Raw genomic sequence first — 20,624 nt, 5'->3', positions numbered from 1 at the left:
ACTAAGCGGGAGTAAGGGTGATAGCACGGGTGAGACTATTCTCTCCGTAGCGGTTTTTGATTCGGTCTATGGCTTGGTACAGACTCACTCCTTGCTCTGTGTCCTGGAAAAGGTCGATCTGCTGATTGCCCTGCACGAGATGGCTGACTTTCACGCCGATGAGGCGCACGAGCATCCGCTTTTCATAGAGCTTCGCAAAAAGCTCCTTAGCCCGCTGGAGTAGGATTTCGTCCGAACTGGTGTAAGAGATCACGCACTGACGACTGACGGTGTCGAAATTGGCATAGCGCAGCTTCACCGTAATGCAGCCGCAGAGCTTGTTTTTCTGACGCAGTTCGAAGCCTACCTTCTCCGTCATCCGCACGAGCTGGCTATGTAGAAATTTCATGTCTATGGTATCGGATTCGAAGGTATTTTCCGTGCCTATACTCTTCTGCTCGGTATAGGGGATGACAGGAGACTCGTCGATTCCATTGGCTTTACGGGAAAGGTCTATTCCCCACTTACCGAGTAGATTCTGCATCATCCGGGGAGGGATCTCACTGAGTAGGCGAATATTCTCCACCCCCATCCGCTCCAGCAGCGTGGAGGTCTTTTCTCCTATGCCGGGCATGCGTCTGATAGGAAGAGGTGCGAGGTAAGGTTTCTCTGTGCCAAAGGGGATGGTCGTCTGCCCGTTTGGTTTGGCATCATGGGTGGCCACTTTGGAGACGAGTTTGTTCACTGCCAAAGCACAGGAAATCGGCAAGCCCGACTCCCGGACGATCTTTTCCCGCAGTTCTTTGGTGAATTTCTCACAGCCAAAAAAGCGATCCATTCCCGTCATATCAATGTAAAACTCATCTATGGAGGCTTTTTCCATCAGTGGAACTTGCTCCTGAATCACCTCGGTGACCAGCCGCGAACTTTTGCTGTAGCTATCAAAATCCCCTTTGACGTAAAAGGCCGAAGGGCAAAGTCGCCGCGCCAGTTTCATCGGCATGGCAGAATGCACGCCGAATTTCCGCGCTTCGTAACTGCAGGAAGCTACCACCCCACGGTCGGAACTTCCGCCGATGATCACCGGCTTTCCCAACAAGGCAGTATTTTTCAACCGCTCCACGGACACAAAAAACGTGTCCAAATCCAAATGCACGATATGCCTTTCCATTTCTCAGATTCTTTCCTATATTTGATACTATTAATATCATTTTACTGTCACTAATTGTATCAATTAAAAATGGGATCTCAAAGCTTTTTCTGGTCTACTAATCTGAAATTTCTCAGAAAACGACGCAAATTGAGTCAGGACATGCTGGCCGAAAATCTTGGCATGACGCGCGCCAAGTTGAATGCACATGAAAATGGACATAGCAAATCGCCGGCAATTGAGGATTTGCTGCTGTGTGCGGATTACTTCAGGATGAGTGTGGATACGCTGCTTCGGGTGGATCTGTCCAAACTCAGCGAACTGAAAATTGCTGATCTGGAGGCTGGGAATGACGTTTTTCTGAGCGGGTCGAAAGTTCGGATCCTCGCTACGACGGTGAGCTCAAGTAATGAGGACAATATCGAGCTGGTGCCGATTAAGGCGAAAGCTGGATATCTGGGAGGTTTTGGAGATCCGGAGTATCTGAGCACGCTGCCTGTATTTTCACTTCCCAATTTACCCAAGGATAAAAAGTACCGCATGTTCCAAACGGAGGGAGACAGCATGCTGCCAATCGCGGATGGAGCCTATGTGATCGGGTCTTATTTATCCGAGTGGCGACTTGCCAAAGAGACTCCCTGCGTGGTGGTGACGGCAAGTGAAGGGCTGAGTTTTAAGATGCTGAGTTTTCAGGCCGAGGAGAGAAGCTTTTTGCTACGCTCGCTGAATCCTATTTACACGCCTTATGAAGTGCCGGCAGAGGAAATTCGGGAGATCTGGAAATTTGAATACTATATGAGTGATGAATTCCCGCAGGAGCCGCTGACGCTGCAGCAAGTGGGGATAGAGATCTCGGAGATTAACAGGAAGCTGGGGTTGTTGCAGGCAGGTAACCTTTGAGGTCTTTTTCAGACCTCGAAGGTTTTGGAGTAAAGCCTCCCGCAACGGCGCGGCGGCGCAGCGAAGCGGATTAACATTTGAAGTGCCTGCCTGTCGTAGGTAGGTTATCCCGAACGTAGAAGACTTCAGGACCTCCTCAAAGGTTTTGAATTCTGAAGGTTTGTTTCCCACGGCGGCGCAACGTATTTAACCTTTGATGTTTTTTTCGAACCTCGAAGGTTTTAGATTCTGATAATTTGTTTCTCGCGGCGACGCGACGGCGCAGCGTATTTAACTTTTGAGGTTTTGGAAACCCCCAAGGGTCAACCCCTATGTAAGCAACCCCATCCTTCTTAACAAACAGTAAAATCTTTACCTGTAAGCAAGCCTTGGGAGAAAAGTGCTAAATCAAATGACTGCTTAGCAATCTTGATCTTTTCTTATTCGGTTGCTCATTATTTAATAAATCAATCTTTTATCAAGAAGAATATAATAAAACAAACCCCAACAATTAAAGGTCCAATTTTACTTCTTAGAAACTTTGTCCCCATATTCTCTTTTTGGTACAAAAAGTAAATATAGCCTTGGATTAAAACTCCAAAAAACAAGATGCATAATGCAATAGGAATAGACCTTATTATCAATGCACAAAAGATCACCGCAACAGCTATTACTATCGAAAACTGTTCTAATCGTTTTATATTTTTCATAGTACCTCGTAAGTTTTACAGGTTTCAAAATCATCATTTGCAAGCTCAATACAGACTAGTTCGCCTAACCACATACTTAAACCACAGCCCAAAGCTGGAAGTATAGTCGGTGATAATAGACCGCATGCTCCAGCAGCTATCAAGGCTCCATTTCTGCATGCTTTTAGACTGTTGTCTAAATATTCTTCACATGGGCCACGTCTGGAATTTTCATATTCAGAATTCTTAGGTGACTCGAACTTGAACCTAATATATGCTAGCATAATTTATACAACCAAGTTTTAGGTTGAAATCATTCGAAAGATTTAGTTAAAAAGCTGATAATCAGGTCTTTTATTTTTAGTACATGGTAAAATTAGATTTATAACCCGCTATAATTCAATTAATTATCGTTACTCAATTAGTTGACTCCAAACTGCTTATTTTTACATTTGAAAAACTTTGAATAGGAAAAGCTACAGTTTTTTTGATAGCGCCGCACTCTAATGGTTTTGAATCAGTGGAGTCTTATTAATACTATTTACTGCTTATAAGATTCTACAAAGTATGTCTCCCGTAGTGTGTCTATCTCCAAGGCGAGTAGGCGCATTTTTTTTAGGATAGTCTTTGCCTTATCGATCATGCCGTTAGCACTCGTTGGTTGCAACTTTCATCGTAAACTTAGAATTGCATTCTGGGCTTTTACAGGCCTTGCCTTTGGCAAGGGACTTTGTGCCAACGGCACAACCGATACTAGCCCCGAATACAGCGAAGTGAAATTCGGGTATGCGAGTCAAAATATGAATCTCAGTACCAAGGGCACCATCCATGAAAAAATGAAAATCTCCCGTCTTCTAAAGCTGTACAGGAGACCCTAAGGCGCAAATTAATTGGTCAAATTATGATTGCGTTCTCTGTGTCATCCTCTGTGAAATTTGTGGTAAAAAAATCTCCCACTAATGTCACGATCCCAATCGAAATATAAATACCTCAAATTTCCCTAGTTTTGCGCATGTATTCTCGCCGCTCATTCACTTGCTAATTTTTACGATTCATTTTGTCCAAATCACCCGCCTCCCAATCTCTTCTCATCACCGGAATTATCCTGATTTCGATTAATCTGCGCACATCGATTGCCTCGGTTGGGCCCCTGATTCCATTTATCAGGGAGGATTTAGGTTTGTCCAATGGCTTGGCTGGATTTCTCACCACGCTTCCCTTATTGACTTTTGCCACCTTTTCGCTTTTTGCCCCTGGGATAGGAAAGCGGCTTGGAATGGGGAGGGCTGTTTTTCTAGGGATAGGAATTCTGGCTGCGGGAGTGATTCTACGTGTGTTGGGAGGAATTGAATTGCTACTCTTGGGGACAGCGCTTACGGGAATTGGGATCGTGATAGCAAATGTGCTGTTGATTCCTCTTATCAAAGTCAGGCTTCCTGAGAAGTTAGGTTTGATGACGGCGCTTTTTGCTACGATGATGTCGCTTTTTGCAGCAATCGCTATAGGCATGAGTGTGCCACTGGCGGTGGACTGGAATCTGGGCTGGAGAGGATCTCTGGCTTTCTGGGCGGTATTTATGGTGCTAGCGATGATCGTGTGGATTCCGCAGCTGCAGCGACCGAAGGCTAATCTTCATGAAGTGACTGATCCTGCCAAAAACGTCTGGAAATCCAAGTTGGCCTGGCAGATCACGATTTTCATGGGCTGTCAATCGGTGATGTATTTCACCGTGGTGACTTGGCTGCCAGATATGTTGATTTTCCGCGGTTGGACACCGGCACAGGCTGGTTTAGTATCTTCTGTGATGCAGGTAGTCTCTTTGTTGGGATCTTATTTTGCGCCCAATATTCTAATCAAACTCAAGGAGCAAAGTGGCGTGGTGCTGGCAGTGGGCATTGCCTATGTCTTGGGTTATTTGGGTTTGTTTATAGAAAATGAACTCGTCACTTATCTTTCGCTCGGGCTGGTGGGAATCTGTATGGGATCGAGTTTGAGTATAGCTTATACGCTGATCGCATTGCGCACGGCTGAGGATCAGACTACTGCCAAACTTTCTGCCATGGTACAGTCTTCTGGGTATTATTTGGCAGCTCTAGGGCCTTTGCTTTTTGGGGTTTCTCTCGATCTATTTGACAACTGGAATGTGCTGATTTACTTCTTGTTGTTCTTCGCCTTGGCCTTTACTTTTTTTGGCATTCCTGCCGGGAGAGCCCGCAAAATCTAATTCCAAATTTTCTTTCGCCCTCTTAGGAATAGGGTGTAATTTTGTGGGTTCAATCTGAATCCTGATCTCATGCAAGAATTCTTTCATACCCTAGGCGTTTCTGAACAATTATTCGATTATCTGATTATGCCCTTGCTCATCTTTTGTGCTAGGGTAGGCGATGTGTCTATCAATACCCTGAGGATCATGTTTATGATGAATGGGAAAAAGAACATTGCTCCCTTTCTAGGCTTTTTTGAGGCTTTGATTTGGTTGCTTGCCATTGGTCAGATTTTTCAGAATATCGATAATCCACTTTCCTACCTTGCCTATGCAGGTGGCTTTGGTATGGGGACTTTTGTAGGAATGTACTTTGAGGAGAAATTGGCTCTTGGACGAGTACTGGTACGAGTGATCACGCCTCAGCCTCTTCCTGAGTTGATTGAATACATGAAGGAGCGGGATTTTCGCTTTACCAACGTAGGTGGAGAGGGAAGATTCGGTAAGGTGAATCTGCTCTTTACGGTGATGAAAAGAGACAATCTGAAGGAATTTGTGGACAATGTCAAGCGTATAGATGAGAAGGCATTTTACACCATTGAAAGTGTGAAGCGAGTATCTGAGGATGATCTGAATGTGATGGATGACAAGCCTCGCTTCAATATGAACTTCTTTAGTAAGGCACGAACCTAATGGCCAATTCCTGGTTCCAGTTTCAGCAATTCAGAGTTAATCAAGAGCACTGTGCGATGAAAATCAGCACAGATGCGGTGATGCTGGGAGCATTGGCAGAAGTTGAATCACCGCGACAAATCTTGGATGTAGGCACAGGCACTGGAGTGATTGCCTTGATGCTGGCACAGCGCTTCGCTGACGCAAAAATCCAAGCAGTAGAGATTGATTCACAGGCTGCTTCTCAGGCGTTGGATAATTTTCGCACGAACGTTTTTTCGCGTCGGATGGAACTTTGGGAGGGGAGATTTCAGGATTTTCAGCCTTCGCGACAATACGATCTCATCGTCAGCAACCCGCCCTACTTTCCCGATCACTTGAAATCCTCTGATGCGCAGCGAAATCTGGCATTGCATACTGACGAGCTTTCATTTGATGATTTATTGGAAAAAGTGGAAGTGCTATTGACGGAGGCTGGGATGTTCTGGCTTATTCTTCCGCCACGGCAAATGCAGGATTTTGAGCAAAAGGCTGAGAAGAAAGGAATGTTTTTAGCCACAAAATTCACACTTCAAGACAAACCCGGAAAGCGAATTCAGCGGGAGATTTGTGCCTTTTCTAGATCTGAAAAAGAGTTTAATTCCACTCCCATTTTTATCAAAAATGAAGACGAAACCCCGCACGCTAGCTACGCGAGTGTGGTATCTGGTTTTTTACTGGGCTTCACTTCCTAAGCTGTTTTTTATCGAAACCCTTAGTAACTATAAAATACGCAAAGAATGCACAAAGGGCGAAGTTGTCCTGCTTCTCCAGAAGCTGGACGAAACAGGCGCACCGGTCATCGGACATCGGTCATCCTGACTTTCAACCAAAGGGATAAGGTCACCTGCACAATTTCAGATTTTTAAACCACCCTTTCCTCTTCCTCAAACCGAATTCCTCGTCTGCCCAACTCGTCCAAAATAGGATTGTAAATTTCAGGGAGAACTGGGACGTGGAGGCCTGTTAGGTTGATTTTTCCATCTAGAAATGAATCAACAGCTATGGCGAGCGGAAGTCCCACGGTCTTGGCCATCGCCGTGTAGCTTGCGTCTTCGCCAAAGCTTACTAAGCTAGATTTGATTTCTTTGGTACCTTCTGCAGTTTTGATTTCGAACAAATGCTGCATCACGATCATGTCTTTGTCTTCCGGATGAAGGGTCCAGTTTTTTTCCAAAATAGCCTGTAGAATCGCCGCCGGAGAGCCGTTGACTTTTGGCAGTACCTCATCTCCGAAAAAGCCCAGCCACTGGATTTTTTCCCATGTAGGAAAATCAAAGTCCGGAATCAGGTTGCCGAGCTTTTCTTCTACGGTAAGTTCTGGATCGTAAGCTAAAAATGAGTTGAGGAACTGCTTCAGCGTAGTGCCTTCTTTTAGGTTCATCTGAAAGCTATCATCGCACATGCCGAGCTGCACGAAGACATTCCAAGCTTTGCAATACCCATCTCTTCGCAGCGTCCCGCGGAGCATGGTGTCAATATTTTCCAATCTATATACTTTTCTGTAGCTAAGCGAATCCCGATTGGGATACCCATCAAAGTCTCCTAATCCAGGGAACTGAATCGTTTCGAGGCGGTTGAAAAGTTGATGGTAGGGCACAAACTTCAAGTCGCCTTTTTCTATGTAGCGGGAGGTTCCCTGTCCTGCGAGTACCACATTCCTAGGGTTCCAGGTGAATTTGTATTTCCAGGGATTGTCCTCAGATTCTGGCGCGAGGAGTCCGCCGCAATAGGATTTGAAAGAGGTGATTTCCTCACCGTTAGCTTTGGCTCTGTTGATGATTTGCATGGCAGACATGTGATCTATCCCTGGATCCAGTCCGCATTCATTGAGGAAAAAGAGACCCTTTTGCTCGATCTCGGATTTCATTTCCCGCATTTGATCCGATTCGTAGGAAGCAGAGAAAAAGTGCTTACCATACTTCAGGCAATCCTTCGCCACGATAGGATGCATAAAAGCCGGGAGCATGGAGATTACCACATCAGCCTCTTGGATCAGGGACTGTCGGTCCTTTATGTTTTCAATATTCAACTGTCGTGCTTGTGTATGGGGTTGATTTTTAAGCTTTTGCTGAGCAGAAGCTAAGTCGATATCTGCCAAGATCAGTTGGCGGTCCTTCGCTTGGCAGTTTTCCGCCAGGAAATCAATCAGAAAAATGGCGGATTTCCCGCCACCTAAAATCAAAATGGTATGCATGTTATCTTGAGTTGCTAGGTCTAAAATGGAGAATATATTTAAGGGTAAAAAATTGAGACAAGAATATTAAAAGGAACAATTTACTACCTTGATCGTTAGGAAAACTCCAATTAGAGATAGATGAGCAAGAAAATAAAAATAGAAGCGGAGTTTGAAGAACTAGCTTGGGAGGAACTCGATATCAAGGAGCAGCAGCTCATGATGCGGGCAAGGAAAGTGTCTGAAAAGGCCTATGCGCCTTATTCTGAGTTTCATGTAGGAGCAGCTGTCCGACTCGAATCTGGAGAGATCTTGCAATCCAGCAATCAGGAAAATGTGAGTTTCCCGGTGGGGGTTTGTGCAGAGCGATTGGTGTTGGGCTATGCAGGAGCAAATTTTCCGGATCAGGCAGTCACAGACATTGCCATCGTGGCGCGGAGAAAAGGAGATGAAGTTTGGGCAGGCGTATCACCTTGTGGACTTTGCCGGCAGACGATCAATGAAACAGAGATGAGATTCAATCAACCTATTTCTATTTTGATTCAGAATCCGGATGGAAGCATACTTCGATTTCCTGGCATTCAAACGCTTTTGCCGTTTAAGTTTGACGATTTGAACGGGTAGGGTTTTGAAGAAAAGCATCAAATTTCAGTATCAAGCGCAGTATTCGATTTCCCATGAGCCAACTTTCGAGGAAAAAGAAATTTGGCTGGTTTTGCATGGTTATGGACAATTGGCGGAGTTTTTCATTAGAAAATTCCAAGGGTTTGATTCTCCCGATCGACTTTTCATCGCGCCTGAAGCGACGAATTACGGCTACCTGACTGGTTTTTCTGGAAGAGTTGGGGCCAACTGGATGACCAAGCATGAACGGGAACTGGCTATTGAAAATAACCACCGCTTTCTAGATCAGCTGATGGAGGATTTGCTTTCGAAGTATCAAAATAGACCAATAATCAATGTGTTGGGATTCTCTCAGGGTGGGGCGACGGCTACACGCTGGGCAAGTCGCTGGTCTGGCGAGGTGAATCATTTGGTGCTCTGGGCAGGAGGTTTTGCGCAGGACATGGTATTGGAAGCTGCGATAGAAAAATTTTCCAGGACAAAGTTTACCCTTGTTATTGGAAATCAAGATGAATTTGTCACTCCCGAAAGTATTGAAATTCAGCAGGAATTAACCAAAAAACTGGGCAAGGATGTGAAAGAACTCACTTTTGATGGAGGTCATACGGTGGAAGTTGAAATGCTTTCGAGAATTCTTGATTCAAATAAGTAAATCCAATTATATTGGTGCTTCAATTGCTTATTTACTGATTGAATTTGATCACAAGTTGTCTTTAATTACTTTTCGAAAAATTTTGTAAACCATCAATGCTTTCCCTCACTGACAAGGAGATAGACCTTATCTCCACCCAATTACTCAAAGGAATGATCTGCTTCTATCAGATCGACAAGAAAAAAATTCATCACATGCCGGATGACGAGGATTATTACAATTACGATCTGACACCTGATGAAGAGGATATACTGGACGAAATTGAGGAAAACCCGGACAATTACGCCGAGTTTACCCAGATGGAGCCAGCTCAGGAGCATCAGATGATGCAGGATTTTATTGACCGTCGTGTCAAAGAAAAAAATCTAGCCGATGATTTGGTGAGTTCGCTGACCAAACCAAAAGCCAACACAGCATTCAAGTTTTTGATCGAGGACTCCAAGTACAAAAAGGACTGGATAGAATTCCGAACCGAAAAGTACCAGGACTGGATCAAGGAGCAGGTGGATAGTTTCAACTATACCGAAGGTTAAGACATGTATAGCCGTTCAGCTTTGGGCGGCTTTTTTTTTGCTTTTAACCGCGGTGATCACGGAGGTTTCGCAGAGGGCACAGTTATCCTACTTCTCCAGAAGCAGGACTTAGGGTGTTCATTTATGGTCTTCTATTCTTTATTCAAAAAGAAGGAGAGATTTGGAAGGAACTTGTAATCCTAAATAAGGACTCAAAAGTAGCGCGAAAAATAAAAGTAAGTGCAGATATAAATGGTCACCTTATGACTCCCATAGGTTTGGAAAATGATACTATATTATTTATTAGCTATGCGTTGTACCTTGTTCGAAATAGACAAAACCTGAATCTCTCTAAAGAAGCTTTATCAATAATTGAAACCGTTAAAGAGGAAGATAATCCAGCTATACTCTATGCGAAAATCCCTAACCTATAGTACCCTTGTTTTACTCGTAGTGGTAGTTTCTATCAGTTGTACAAGTTCTGGCAGTAGTCAGGAAGAGTATATTCCTATGCATCATACAGATCGTGTGAAGGAGATCAGAGTTCCTGAAACTATACGTGATTCACCCAATACATCTGCCAGATATCAGGTAGTTACTTATACTAAAGGAATTGGTAAGTGGTCATCCTTACACCATCCTTGGGAAGAGAGTCATGTGAAGCATCCAGAATTTGAATATATTTTTTATTATGCAGGTAAGGTACTATTAAATTAAAAGAGTGGATGTCATCAAGTCAATTTCCATATCCTTTGTTATTAGATATTGAGGGAGAGTTTGGAGAAGGAAATATCAGAGATAAGGCGATAACAAGTATTTCATTTGTGGTGAAAGACGGTGATATCATTACCTTTTCCGGTCCGATTAGCAAGAATTTTGATAAAATAGCCTCAGATCTTTCTGCTGAAAAATGACTTGTTTGATGAGGTGAAGGTAGTCCACGTCCTAATCTTTTCCCTTCACCGCTTTCTAAGGGTTTAGTCGTTCAGGGATTTTTTGCTTTGGTGATAGCGTGCTATTTCATGATTTTTTCCTACTTTAAATGAATGCTACACTCTCCCCAATTTTCCATAAGAAATACCCTTGAGCCAGGAGATCTTGGACAGGTGGCGGCATTGCATGGGAAAGTCTATGCCGAGGAACATGACTTTGGGCTTGGCTTCGAAGCTTATGTGATGGAAAGTTTGCTGGAATTCTATCGCGCGTACAATCCCAAAATAGATAGAGTTTGGGTGGTGGAGAGTGCAGGGAAGATGGTAGGCTTTGTGTTACTGATGCATAGACCCTCAAACCGTGCGCAGCTAAGGTATTTTATCTTGGAAAAAGAATTTCGTGGTCAAGGCATTGGAAGCATATTGATAAACGAGTGGATAGAGTTCTATCAAGATCGCAAGTACGAAGGTGCCTATTTATATACCAGTACGGGCATGGACGCAGCGGCGAGTTTGTATGAAAAAATGGGATTTAAGAAAATCAGCGAGATGAAATCAAGGACTTATGGAGTACCCTTATTAGAGCAATATTATGAGTTGATTCCCCACCAGAAAAAGTAAAATTTCAACAAAATATCTTATAACCTTAACTCTATCTTTTTATGACTTCACAATCATTAAAATCAATTAAAAATGCAATATCACACTGGTATTTAATTACCATAATAGGTGTGATTTTTATTCTTTTGGGGATATGGGTATTCCGTACTCCATTGGCTTCCTACCTAGTTTTAGCTACTTTTTTTAGTATCTCCTTCCTGCTTTCGGGTATTGCGGAGATTTCTTTTGCTTTGGGAAACAGAGACAACATTGACAATTGGGGCTGGTTTCTGGCTTCTGGGATTTTCAGTGCTATGATAGGAATTCTTCTGCTGTCCAATCCGGCTTTGTCTATGGTCACACTTCCCCTTTATGTAGGTTTTGGGGTGATGTTTCGCTCGGTAGCTGGGATTAGTTTTGCGCTCAGTATGAAAGATCACGGGGATGAATATCAATCACTACTCTGGATGAGCATAATAGGAGTTATTTTGTCCTTTTTATTGATTTGGAATCCAGCAGTAGTAGGCTTGACTTTGGTCTCCCTCACAGCTATCACCTTCATTCTTTTGGGAGTTGGAGCCATTTGGTTTTCATTGAAGTTGAAAAAGCTGCATAATATCCCAGGTAACCTGAGGGAACGAGAAAGATAAATAAGAACAGTTTGTAAGTGGTGAGTAGTCCTCAATAAACAACTTGCCACTTACACTTTATACTGCCTATATATTTCTAATAATCTTCAGCGTCTCCGCAATTTTTTGCTCCAATAAATCATATTGTTGATTCTTGATCCAATCTTTTTTGAAAAGCTGGGATCCCATTCCCACGCAGTACACCCCAGCATCAAACCATTCTTTCAGGTTTTCTTCGGTAGGTTCCACTCCGCCGGTTGGCATGATATGTAGCTCTGGATAGACAGACTTAGCAGCTGCGACAAATGCCGAACCTACCACATTTCCCGGGAAAGCTTTCACCAGGGTAGCACCAAGCTTTTTCGCCTGAAAAATCTCAGACATGGTAGCACAACCTGGAATCCAGAATGCATTCTTGGAATTGCAATGCACGGCTAATTCTGGGATCAATGCAGGGGAAACAATAAAGTCTGCTCCTGCTTCAAGGAATGCATTAGCATCCTTAATGGTGAAAATAGTGCCAATTCCCATGACCATGTCTTCATATTTTGATGCATACTCACAGAGTTCTTTGAAAACTTCCAAGGAGTTTGTCGCTCTGTTGGTGAATTCAAACACGCGAATTCCTGCGCTATATGAAGCATCCAGAACGCCTTTGGCTATTTCAATATCCTCATGATTGAATACAGGAATCATCCCTGTTTCGCTCATGGCTTTTAACATCTCACTGTTTGAAAATTTCATGTGTTTATAGTTGATTTTTTATGGTCACATGGAATCTTTAACGATTAAAATCATCATTGCCCCGTGTGTATTAAGGATGATTTTTATCATGTAGATTTCATTCTTCTGATCATCGTAAAAGTTTACCTACATTTTTTCCTTCCACTAGCTGATTGACCTCTTCAATAGAGACATAGTTGGCATCGCCTGGAATCGAGTGCTTCAATACTGAAGCCGCCACTGCAAAATCTAGCGCTTGCTGATCATCCAAATGCAGCAATCCGTAAATCAATCCAGCCATATACGCATCACCGCCACCTATTCTATCCACGATGTGTGTCATTTCGTAGGTTTTGGATTCTAGCATAGCCTGCCCATTCCATAGGACGCCGTTCAGGTCATTGGCTGAGGCAGAGATAGAATCCCGGTGGGTAGTAGATACATACTTCAGGGCAGGGCACATGCTTTTGGCTTTTTCACAAGCTTGCAAATAGTCTGTCTCGGTGATTCCCATGCAGTTTTCGAAGTCTGTCAAGCCCGCAATTATGAGATGCGATGGCTCGATCAGCTCTGGCATAATGTCTAATGGCTCTTTGCCATATTGCCATAGATTCCGACGGTAATTGATGTCAGCACTGATTTTTACCCCTAGCTTTGAAGCAGCTTTTACGGCAGCTAAGCACAGGTCTGCGGCAGACTGAGATACTGCAGGCGTGATGCCTGTCCAGTGAAACCAATCGGCACCTTCGAATATTTTTTCCCAGTCAAAATCTTTCACATTGACCTTGGCAAAAGCTGAATCGAAGCGATCGTAAATGATTTTGGAAGAGCGCTGCATGGCGCCATTTTCCACAAAATATACCCCCATTCTACCTTCATTATAGCGAATGAAAGAAGTATCGACTCCAGAAAAACGAAGCGTATTTACAGCAGCTTTGCCAATGTCGTGATCGGGAAAGGAGGTGATGTGAGCAGCTGACAAGCCCCAGTATGCAAGGGAAACAGCTACATTTGCCTCTGCTCCGCCATAATTTACCTCATAAGATTGGGTTTTGATGAAGCGCTCATAGCCAGGTGTGGAGAGCCTAAGCATGATCTCACCCAGTGTGATTATTCTTTTATTCATCGCGTGGGATGTTTTACGATTTGTGGATTTATCAAAAAAAGGAGGGGAAATAAAACCACTCTTGTCCTTTATGATTAGACAATAATAGATGTCAATAATTGGTTAACAAATAATTCTCATTCATTTTTTTTGCTAAAAACGAAATTTTACCCAGTTAAAATTGCTGGATATTCAAAAGTAGTTTTGGATTTCTTTGGCATTTTACCATGCCTCTTCCGAATATTTTTTTAATTTTGCCCTAATTTGGACTTAAGCAAAACTTTACCATCAATCCCTCTCTCTAATGCCGAAAGATAGCAGCATCAAGCACGTTCTCATCATTGGTTCAGGTCCCATCGTTATTGGTCAAGCTTGCGAATTTGATTACGCAGGTTCCCAAGCTTCCAGGTCTCTTCGTGAAGAAGGCATCACTGTGACGCTGATCAATTCTAATCCTGCAACGATCATGACCGATCCGGTCACAGCAGATAATGTGTATTTGCTTCCTTTGGAGAAAAAATCCATCGTTCAAATCCTAAAAGATCATCCGGATATCGATGCAGTTCTTCCTACTATGGGTGGGCAAACGGCCTTGAACCTGGCGATTGACTGCGAAAAGGGCGGTGTTTGGAATAAATATGGGGTGAAAATGATCGGTGTGGACATCGATGCCATTGACACCGCAGAAAACAGAGAGAAATTCAAAGCGCTGATGGAAAAAATCGGCGTAGGCGTCTGTAAAGGTGGTACCGCCACTTCTTTCCTACAGGGAAAGGAAATCGCGCAAGAAATTGGTTTTCCGTTGATCATCAGAGCTTCCTATACCTTAGGTGGAGCAGGAGGAGCGTTTGTAGAAAAAGAGGAAGAATTCGAAGCGGCTCTCGTAGCAGGACTTCAAGCCTCTCCAGTTCATGAAGTATTGATCGAGCAAAGTATCATCGGCTGGAAAGAATATGAGCTGGAAGTGATGCGTGATAATATCGGCAACATGATCGTGATCTGTTCTATCGAGAATTTTGATCCGATGGGAGTGCATACGGGAGATTCTATCACGGTGGCTCCTGCGATGACCTTGCCAGATACGACATATCAGCGCATGAGGAATTTTGCGATCACGATGATGAATAGCATCGGCACCTTTGCCGGCGGCTGTAACGTCCAGTTTTCTGTGAGTCCAGATAACTCTGAGATCATCGGTATTGAGATCAATCCACGCGTGTCCCGTTCTTCGGCTTTGGCTTCCAAAGCGACTGGTTACCCGATCGCGAAAGTAGCAGCTAAATTAGCCATAGGATATAATTTGGATGAGTTGAAAAACTCAATTACAGGAACAACCTCGGCATTTTTTGAGCCTTCCATAGATTATGTGATTGTGAAAGTGCCTCGTTGGAACTTCGATAAATTCAAAGGCGCTGACAGAAGATTGGGCTTGTCCATGAAGTCAGTAGGTGAGGTGATGGGAATAGGAAGAAATTTCCAAGAAGCACTTCAGAAAGCCTGTCAATCTCTGGAAATCAAGAGAAATGGTCTCGGGGCAGATGGAAAAGAATTGAGGAATCAAGAAGAGATCCTGTACTCCCTGGCTAACCCTAGCTGGAACAGATTGTTCCATGTGTATGATGCATTTAAGCTTGGTATTTCTTTCCGAACGATACAGGAATTGACCAAGATCGACAAGTGGTTCTTGAAGCAAATCGAACAATTGATTCACCTAGAAAGAGAAATCGAGAAATATAAAATAGATACTATTCCGTTTGAGATGATGGATCTGGCTAAGCGAAAGGGCTACGCAGACCGTCAAATAGCACATTTGCTGGATTGCATGGAAAGCGAAGTTTTCGACAAGCGCTACACCGAAATGGGCATCAAGCGAGTATATAAGTTGGTAGATACCTGCGCAGCAGAATTCGAAGCGAAGACTCCGTATTACTACTCATCTTTTGGCTCCGAAAATGAATCGATAAGCTCTGACCGTAAAAAGGTCGTTGTCCTTGGTTCTGGTCCAAATCGTGTTGGTCAAGGAATTGAATTCGATTACTCTTGCGTACATGGGGTGCTAGCAGCCAAGGAATGTGGCTATGAGACGATCATGATCAACTGTAATCCTGAGACCGTTTCTACGGATTTTGATATTGCAGATAAGTTGTATTTCGAGCCGGTATTCTGGGAGCATATTTACGAGATTATTCTTCATGAGAAGCCTGAAGGCGTGATAGTCCAATTGGGCGGTCAGACTGCCTTGAAGCTTGCCGAAAAGCTGGATAAATACGGAATTAAGATCATCGGAACTAGTTTCGAAGCATTGGACCTGGCAGAAGACAGAGGGAGATTCTCTAGTCTTTTGAAAGAATTGAATGTGCCGTATCCTGAGTTTGGGACAATACATAATACTGACGAAGCGCTTGAGCTTTGTAAGACGATTGGTTTCCCACTGTTGGTTCGTCCAAGTTATGTATTGGGCGGGCAAGGGATGAAAATCGTGATCAACGAGAAGGAACTGGAGCAACACGTAGTGGATGTGTTGAGAGATATTCCTAACAATGAGATTTTGCTGGATCACTTTCTGGAAGGTGCTATAGAAGCTGAAGCTGATGCAATCTGTGATGGGGAGAATGTCTATATCATCGGAATCATGCAGCACATCGAGCCGGCTGGTATTCACTCAGGAGACTCTTACGCAGTGCTTCCTCCTTACAACTTGGGAGATTTGGTGATTCGTCAGATTGAAACTTTCACGGAGAAGATTGCCTTGGCGTTGAAAACCGTAGGCTTGATCAACATACAGTTTGCGATCAAAAATGACAAGGTTTATATCATCGAGGCAAATCCAAGAGCTTCACGTACAGTTCCATTTATTTGCAAAGCTTACCGGGAACCTTATGTCAACTACGCCGTAAAGGTGATGCTAGGGGAGAAAAAAGTGACTGACTTTGAATTCAAGCCTTACAAAAAGGGTTATGCTATTAAGGAACCAGTTTTTTCTTTCCATAAATTCCCAAAAGTAAACAAAGAATTGGGGCCTGAAATGAAATCCACCGGTGAAGCGATTTACTTTATCGAAGATCTGATGGATGACTACTTCCTCAAAATATACGCGGAGCGAAATCTGTATTTGAGTAGATAATAAAAGCTGAAGTCTTAATTCTAAAAGCTGAATAGGGAAAATTAAATTGAATAAGGAATAAACTATTAACCTATTGTGTGGAAATTTCTTGTAATAGTACTCGGAGTTGGTTGGCTACTTGGCCAGCTGATCCGATATTTTCTGAGAAGCAAATTGGCCAAATTTGCACAACATGTGAATGAAGTAGCCAAGGAAGCGGAACGAGAGCAAAGGAAGCGTTCTCAGACTACCAAGGATGGGGTTCATGTGGATATTATACCCGAAAAATATGCTGAAAAAAGGCAAAAAGATATAAGAGGCGGAGAATACGTCGATTATGAAGAAGTGAAGGAGTAATCCTTCACTTTTTTTATTCTTCTTTTACCGCAGAGGTTACACTGAGAGCACAATTTTAACAGTTGCCCTACTTCTCCGGAAGCTGGACTAATTAGCTGATTTTTATAGGGTCAAAATTGATCCTAGAAAGCGATTAGAAATTTGTTATCTTAAATCCATTCACTTTTCCTGAGGGAAAAAGCTTTTTAACTTCTGCTTTCTTCGGCTGGACTTCTCGGATTACCTCGAAAATTCTCGCTGGAATATCTTTTGAGCTTCACTCATTAAACAAGCATTTAATCGACTTGACTTTTAGGTAAATCTCTTTTATAGAAAAACACGTAAAAAACAGTTAAACAAAGCATAGATGAAAAGATCACTAAAGAGATCGTTGAAAAATAAAATCGCCAAGCTTCATTTGTACCAAGGTAATTGACCGCGTTTTTTGTTTGAAATGACGTAACCACTACGGCAGCTAGGTTGAAAACTAAAGAGATGGTTTTAAGTAGTTGATATGGATACTTGCTCGCGAGATGTATAATAAATTTTTTCATATCTTACAATTAATCACGGTTAGCAGCTGCGCCTGAAAGAGCACCTCCAATAGTACCAATAAAACCACAGATTTCACAACCTATTATTGCTACCGGTAATGCGGGGGGCTTCACCAGCACCTGCTCCAGCAAGTGCATTTATAATTGCGCCCCCTTTGAGTGCAGTGTAGTAATCATTTGAAATTGAGCGTTAGCCTAAAGGTAATGTGCTATTACGCCTTCATATAAATAGAAGTTTTTACTTTTCTTATAGTATATGTCGATATGAAAGTTGGCATATTGTTAAGGATATTAAGCTGAATATAAAAACTTTATCCAGTCTTTACAGTGATTTCACTACACCCAAAAGTGGTTGTCAAATCATCAATGGTTTAATATTTCTTTAATCTGTTTTCTATTCGCTTTTCAGACTTTTTACAGGATTAGCTTGAGCAGCTTGGTAGGCAATAATCCCTACTAGGATAGCAGTAAAGATGAAAGTGATCAATCCAATGCATGCAAAAACAAGTTGATTAATATTGATTCGATAGGCAAAATTTGAAAGCCAGGAATTAGCTGCATAGTAGGCTATAGGCCAAGCAATCAAAAATGCTACTCCAACAAGTATTAAGTATTCTTTAGTAGAAGATTTAATGATGGAAAAAACAGAAGCTCCAAGAACCTTACGAATTCCGATTTCCTTTTTCCGAGCCATAGTCAAGAAAATAGTGATTCCTATAATCCCAAGTGCAGCCAAAAAGACTGCGATAATATTGAAGTAAAGGAGCAAATCTGCGGTTTGTCTATCCTGAGCATAGAGTTGGGCGACATTTTCACTTAAATATTCCAGTTCCAAAGGAAAGGATTCATCCAGTTCATTATAGATAGAATTGATCCCCGCCAAAACTTCGGCTGAATTTTCAGGATAATATGAAATGATACTTCGGCCATCCATTTCCACATTCTCTGAAATGGTTAAAAAATAGGGAGTTACTTTCTCATGTAGAGAAAAGAGATGAATGTCTTCGAAAATCCCCCCAATGGTAAAAGGAAACCCTATCTGTCCAGTCTCTTCATTGATATATTCCGGTTCTGTGATTACTTGAGTACCTATCAAATCTTCAACTCGTACCCCTTTTACATTGGCAAATTTTTCTGCGGCAGTACGATTGATTAAGGTAAGTCCAGTGCTCGGATTTCCTTCAAGCGTAGTCTTCAAATCATAAGCTTTTAAACCCTCTAAATCCAGATACAATTGATTAGAATCATCATAGACATTTTCTAAGCCTTCTAATTTATAAGTCCCTTGATTGAAGGCTTGAAGCCCAAAGGAACTGCCAGCTCCCACTGCAATTACCCCGGGAATCTGTCGAAGCTTATGACGAAATATTTCCTGATTTACCTGCGAGGTGTAGGCGTAAAGAATTCCTTCTTTCTTGTATCCAATGTCTTTTCTATCTACAAACTCGAGTTGCTGAGAAATCAAAAACGAAACCGAGCTAATCGCAATCAGAATTACAAATTGACTGATTACCAGATATTTTCTAATCGGGAATTGCTGAAAGTTAGACTGTTTGAGATCTTCTTTAAACAAACTGACAGCCCCACGCATACTCAAATAAATTGAAGGGGATAAACTGGCCAAAATCCCAATCAGAATTGCCAAACCAAGCAAAATGAGAAAAGTCGATGGATCTTGAATCAGGTTGCTGGCAATAGCTGTTCCCATCAATTCATTAAATTTTGGAATTACCAATGAAATCAAAATTCCAACAAAGGGGATAGAAATCAAGGATAGCAGCACACCCTCAATTATAAATTGACTGGTAATCATGGAATTTTGGGCTCCCATAGCTTTTCTTACCCCTATCGTTTTACTTTCTTTTGATTTAATTGCCAAAGTCAGGTTGGCGTAATTGAAAAGTGTGATGATCAAAATAAATCCTGCAAAGAAGGAAATCAGGGTGATGTATTTTTTATTTCCAGGAGTTTTGGATTCATAAAGAATATTAGAGTTCAGATGAATGCTTTCAATAGGTTGAAGATAATGTCCAAAGTACAATTCATCCTTTGCCAATCGAGGATTAAATGTGGCAATTGTTGAATTTAACTGATCTTCTACCTCAGCTATTTTACTGTTCTCATTGGTTTGAAGATAAATTCTACTTCCCCAATAATCGATTCTATCTGTGCTCAGGGCTACCTGAAAATCAAAATGGGAATTCACGGGAACATTCTCTATGATAGCTACCAATTCATAATTCTCTCCTCCAATTTGGATTGGGCTGCTAATTAGTTCAGCTTGTGAATAGAAATCAAAGCCAAACAGCTTTTCAGCCACAGAAGCAGTCAGAATTGCCTTTTTGTTGCCTCTTGAAAAATTATCTAATGAACCTAAAACTGGGTTCCAAGTAAACATTTTGACAAAGCCAGCTGGGGTATTGGTAGTTAGAATTCCATCATTTTGAATTTGATTTTCGCCAGATGTGATAAATTCCGTAGTAGGCGAGCTTATAAATTGAGTCACTTCTTCAATTCCCGGAGAAGATTTCAGACTTTCTGCTTGCTGCTGTTGTTCTTCAGAAGCTTCATCAGACCAACTTGGAAACCCAATGATGCTGTAATCTTGTGACCTATAAGTTCTAACCAATCGGTAAATCCGATCAGAATTTTCATGATAACTATCGTAGCTATTTTCGAACTTGATGTAAGTAATTCCTACATAGGCGACAAATAAACCTGCAACCAAACTCAGTAAATTCAAAAATGTAAACCTCCTGTTTCTGAGATATCCTCTTAATGCAATTTTGAGGTAATTATTGATCATCATACTTACTTTTTTGGGTGGGATATCTCAAGATACAAATCCAAGCTTTTCATCTTTGCTTATGTTTGGCGAAAAAAACTCAGAGAAAACTTTTCCATTTTTGTGCCATTAAAAAAGTCTCCAAATTGGCTAAATGACCAACTTTTCAAAAGTGTAAAGCAAAGGTCCCGAACAAAAATGTTCGTCAACGGGCAAATGTAGATTCATTCATTTAATTGAATTTCAAGCCCTTGATCAAAGTATTTATTAAAAATCTCTACT

General features: G+C 42.2%; 20 protein-coding genes. 14 read left to right on the top strand and 6 right to left on the bottom strand.

All coding sequences use genetic code 11. The features are described from left to right. Position 1 precedes the first annotated feature (1 nt). Positions 2-1,150 (bottom strand): DNA polymerase IV, encoded by a 1,149-nt coding sequence (gene dinB, locus ABJH64_RS04430; RefSeq protein ID WP_348299154.1) that lies wholly within the window; start codon positions 1,148-1,150, stop codon positions 2-4. A gap of 69 nt (positions 1,151-1,219) precedes the next feature. On the opposite strand from dinB, the gene ABJH64_RS04425 reads away from it, so the two are divergent. Further along, on the top strand, positions 1,220-2,029 hold the full coding sequence (locus tag ABJH64_RS04425) for a LexA family transcriptional regulator (RefSeq protein WP_348277091.1): 810 nt from the start codon (positions 1,220-1,222) through the stop codon (positions 2,027-2,029). A gap of 685 nt (positions 2,030-2,714) precedes the next feature. Here the strand turns inward: ABJH64_RS04425 and ABJH64_RS04420 are convergent. Next, complete coding sequence (locus tag ABJH64_RS04420; protein ID WP_348299155.1) at positions 2,715-2,981, bottom strand: hypothetical protein; 267 nt, start codon at positions 2,979-2,981, stop codon at positions 2,715-2,717. 357 nt (positions 2,982-3,338) lie between these two features. Here ABJH64_RS04420 and ABJH64_RS04415 point away from each other — a divergent pair, with 357 nt between their 5' ends. From ABJH64_RS04415 to ABJH64_RS04400, 4 genes are all read left to right on the top strand, one after another. Then, positions 3,339-3,575 carry a hypothetical protein gene (locus tag ABJH64_RS04415; RefSeq protein WP_348277090.1) on the top strand — a complete coding sequence of 79 codons (237 nt, stop codon included), beginning with the start codon at positions 3,339-3,341 and terminating at the stop codon, positions 3,573-3,575. A 179-nt stretch (positions 3,576-3,754) separates the two neighbouring features. Then, entirely contained in the window at positions 3,755-4,921 is a 1,167-nt protein-coding gene (locus tag ABJH64_RS04410; RefSeq protein ID WP_348277089.1) for an MFS transporter, read from the top strand. A gap of 69 nt (positions 4,922-4,990) precedes the next feature. Further along, positions 4,991-5,593 (top strand): DUF2179 domain-containing protein, encoded by a 603-nt coding sequence (locus tag ABJH64_RS04405; RefSeq protein WP_348277088.1) that lies wholly within the window; start codon positions 4,991-4,993, stop codon positions 5,591-5,593. Next, positions 5,593-6,306 (top strand): methyltransferase, encoded by a 714-nt coding sequence (locus ABJH64_RS04400; protein ID WP_348277087.1) that lies wholly within the window; start codon positions 5,593-5,595, stop codon positions 6,304-6,306. The genes ABJH64_RS04405 and ABJH64_RS04400 overlap by 1 nt, the downstream gene beginning before the upstream one ends. Before the next feature lie 170 nt (positions 6,307-6,476). On the opposite strand, the gene ABJH64_RS04395 is transcribed toward ABJH64_RS04400, so the two are convergent. Continuing rightward, on the bottom strand, positions 6,477-7,808 hold the full coding sequence (locus tag ABJH64_RS04395) for a saccharopine dehydrogenase C-terminal domain-containing protein (RefSeq protein WP_348277086.1): 1,332 nt from the start codon (positions 7,806-7,808) through the stop codon (positions 6,477-6,479). Positions 7,809-7,928: 120 nt separating this feature from the next. Here ABJH64_RS04395 and ABJH64_RS04390 point away from each other — a divergent pair, with 120 nt between their 5' ends. From ABJH64_RS04390 to ABJH64_RS04360, 7 genes are all read left to right on the top strand, one after another. Continuing rightward, positions 7,929-8,411 (top strand): cytidine deaminase, encoded by a 483-nt coding sequence (locus ABJH64_RS04390; RefSeq protein ID WP_348277085.1) that lies wholly within the window; start codon positions 7,929-7,931, stop codon positions 8,409-8,411. Between the two features lie 4 nt (positions 8,412-8,415). Continuing rightward, positions 8,416-9,063 carry an alpha/beta hydrolase gene (locus ABJH64_RS04385; protein ID WP_348277084.1) on the top strand — a complete coding sequence of 216 codons (648 nt, stop codon included), beginning with the start codon at positions 8,416-8,418 and terminating at the stop codon, positions 9,061-9,063. A gap of 95 nt (positions 9,064-9,158) precedes the next feature. Continuing rightward, the gene (locus tag ABJH64_RS04380; protein ID WP_348277083.1) at positions 9,159-9,596 is read left to right on the top strand and encodes a UPF0158 family protein; all 438 of its coding nucleotides are present in this window, start codon (positions 9,159-9,161) and stop codon (positions 9,594-9,596) included. Positions 9,597-9,986: 390 nt separating this feature from the next. Then, entirely contained in the window at positions 9,987-10,292 is a 306-nt protein-coding gene (locus tag ABJH64_RS04375) for a hypothetical protein (RefSeq protein WP_348277081.1), read from the top strand. 8 nt (positions 10,293-10,300) lie between these two features. Beyond that, positions 10,301-10,489, top strand: coding sequence for a hypothetical protein (locus ABJH64_RS04370; protein WP_348277080.1), 189 nt, complete (start codon positions 10,301-10,303; stop codon positions 10,487-10,489). Positions 10,490-10,621: 132 nt separating this feature from the next. Beyond that, positions 10,622-11,128 (top strand): GNAT family N-acetyltransferase, encoded by a 507-nt coding sequence (locus ABJH64_RS04365; protein ID WP_348277079.1) that lies wholly within the window; start codon positions 10,622-10,624, stop codon positions 11,126-11,128. A 41-nt stretch (positions 11,129-11,169) separates the two neighbouring features. Next, positions 11,170-11,757, top strand: coding sequence for a DUF308 domain-containing protein (locus ABJH64_RS04360; RefSeq protein WP_348277078.1), 588 nt, complete (start codon positions 11,170-11,172; stop codon positions 11,755-11,757). 66 nt (positions 11,758-11,823) lie between these two features. Here the strand turns inward: ABJH64_RS04360 and ABJH64_RS04355 are convergent, their stop codons facing one another. Together ABJH64_RS04355 and ABJH64_RS04350 are read right to left on the bottom strand one after the other, a co-directional pair. After that, positions 11,824-12,480, bottom strand: coding sequence for a bifunctional 4-hydroxy-2-oxoglutarate aldolase/2-dehydro-3-deoxy-phosphogluconate aldolase (locus ABJH64_RS04355; RefSeq protein WP_348277077.1), 657 nt, complete (start codon positions 12,478-12,480; stop codon positions 11,824-11,826). A gap of 109 nt (positions 12,481-12,589) precedes the next feature. Further along, entirely contained in the window at positions 12,590-13,585 is a 996-nt protein-coding gene (locus ABJH64_RS04350) for a sugar kinase (RefSeq protein ID WP_348299157.1), read from the bottom strand. A 283-nt stretch (positions 13,586-13,868) separates the two neighbouring features. Here ABJH64_RS04350 and carB point away from each other — a divergent pair, with 283 nt between their 5' ends. Together carB and ABJH64_RS04340 are read left to right on the top strand one after the other, a co-directional pair. Then, positions 13,869-16,688 carry a carbamoyl-phosphate synthase large subunit gene (gene carB / locus ABJH64_RS04345; protein ID WP_348275676.1) on the top strand — a complete coding sequence of 940 codons (2,820 nt, stop codon included), beginning with the start codon at positions 13,869-13,871 and terminating at the stop codon, positions 16,686-16,688. A 75-nt stretch (positions 16,689-16,763) separates the two neighbouring features. Further along, positions 16,764-17,024 (top strand): DUF4834 family protein, encoded by a 261-nt coding sequence (locus ABJH64_RS04340; RefSeq protein WP_348275677.1) that lies wholly within the window; start codon positions 16,764-16,766, stop codon positions 17,022-17,024. 927 nt (positions 17,025-17,951) lie between these two features. Here ABJH64_RS04340 and ABJH64_RS04335 read toward each other — a convergent pair. After that, positions 17,952-20,366: an FtsX-like permease family protein gene (locus ABJH64_RS04335; RefSeq protein ID WP_348275678.1), complete on the bottom strand. Its 2,415-nt coding sequence runs from the start codon at positions 20,364-20,366 to the stop codon at positions 17,952-17,954. Positions 20,367-20,624: the final 258 nt, after the last annotated feature.

Source organism: Algoriphagus sp. (assembly GCF_039969895.1).
In the GTDB taxonomy this organism is placed as follows: Bacteria; Bacteroidota; Bacteroidia; order Cytophagales; family Cyclobacteriaceae; genus Algoriphagus.
Note: the sequence above shows the minus strand (reverse complement) of the source record. Positions and strands in the feature narration are given on the sequence as shown.

Bases quoted from the DNA above. Each gene is read 5' to 3' on its own strand.
- ABJH64_RS04380 (WP_348277083.1), top strand. From the start codon at position 9,159: ATGCTTTCCCTCACTGACAAGGAGATAGACCTTATCTCCACCCAATTA.
- ABJH64_RS04355 (WP_348277077.1), bottom strand. From the start codon at position 12,480: ATGAAATTTTCAAACAGTGAGATGTTAAAAGCCATGAGCGAAACAGGG.
- ABJH64_RS04350 (WP_348299157.1), bottom strand. From the start codon at position 13,585: ATGAATAAAAGAATAATCACACTGGGTGAGATCATGCTTAGGCTCTCC.
- dinB (WP_348299154.1), bottom strand. From the start codon at position 1,150: ATGGAAAGGCATATCGTGCATTTGGATTTGGACACGTTTTTTGTGTCC.
- ABJH64_RS04360 (WP_348277078.1), top strand. From the start codon at position 11,170: ATGACTTCACAATCATTAAAATCAATTAAAAATGCAATATCACACTGG.
- ABJH64_RS04415 (WP_348277090.1), top strand. From the start codon at position 3,339: ATGCCGTTAGCACTCGTTGGTTGCAACTTTCATCGTAAACTTAGAATT.
- ABJH64_RS04370 (WP_348277080.1), top strand. From the start codon at position 10,301: ATGTCATCAAGTCAATTTCCATATCCTTTGTTATTAGATATTGAGGGA.
- ABJH64_RS04400 (WP_348277087.1), top strand. From the start codon at position 5,593: ATGGCCAATTCCTGGTTCCAGTTTCAGCAATTCAGAGTTAATCAAGAG.
- ABJH64_RS04390 (WP_348277085.1), top strand. From the start codon at position 7,929: ATGAGCAAGAAAATAAAAATAGAAGCGGAGTTTGAAGAACTAGCTTGG.
- ABJH64_RS04405 (WP_348277088.1), top strand. From the start codon at position 4,991: ATGCAAGAATTCTTTCATACCCTAGGCGTTTCTGAACAATTATTCGAT.
- ABJH64_RS04335 (WP_348275678.1), bottom strand. From the start codon at position 20,366: ATGATGATCAATAATTACCTCAAAATTGCATTAAGAGGATATCTCAGA.
- ABJH64_RS04395 (WP_348277086.1), bottom strand. From the start codon at position 7,808: ATGCATACCATTTTGATTTTAGGTGGCGGGAAATCCGCCATTTTTCTG.
- ABJH64_RS04425 (WP_348277091.1), top strand. From the start codon at position 1,220: ATGGGATCTCAAAGCTTTTTCTGGTCTACTAATCTGAAATTTCTCAGA.
- ABJH64_RS04420 (WP_348299155.1), bottom strand. From the start codon at position 2,981: ATGCTAGCATATATTAGGTTCAAGTTCGAGTCACCTAAGAATTCTGAA.
- ABJH64_RS04375 (WP_348277081.1), top strand. From the start codon at position 9,987: ATGCGAAAATCCCTAACCTATAGTACCCTTGTTTTACTCGTAGTGGTA.
- carB (WP_348275676.1), top strand. From the start codon at position 13,869: ATGCCGAAAGATAGCAGCATCAAGCACGTTCTCATCATTGGTTCAGGT.
- ABJH64_RS04365 (WP_348277079.1), top strand. From the start codon at position 10,622: ATGCTACACTCTCCCCAATTTTCCATAAGAAATACCCTTGAGCCAGGA.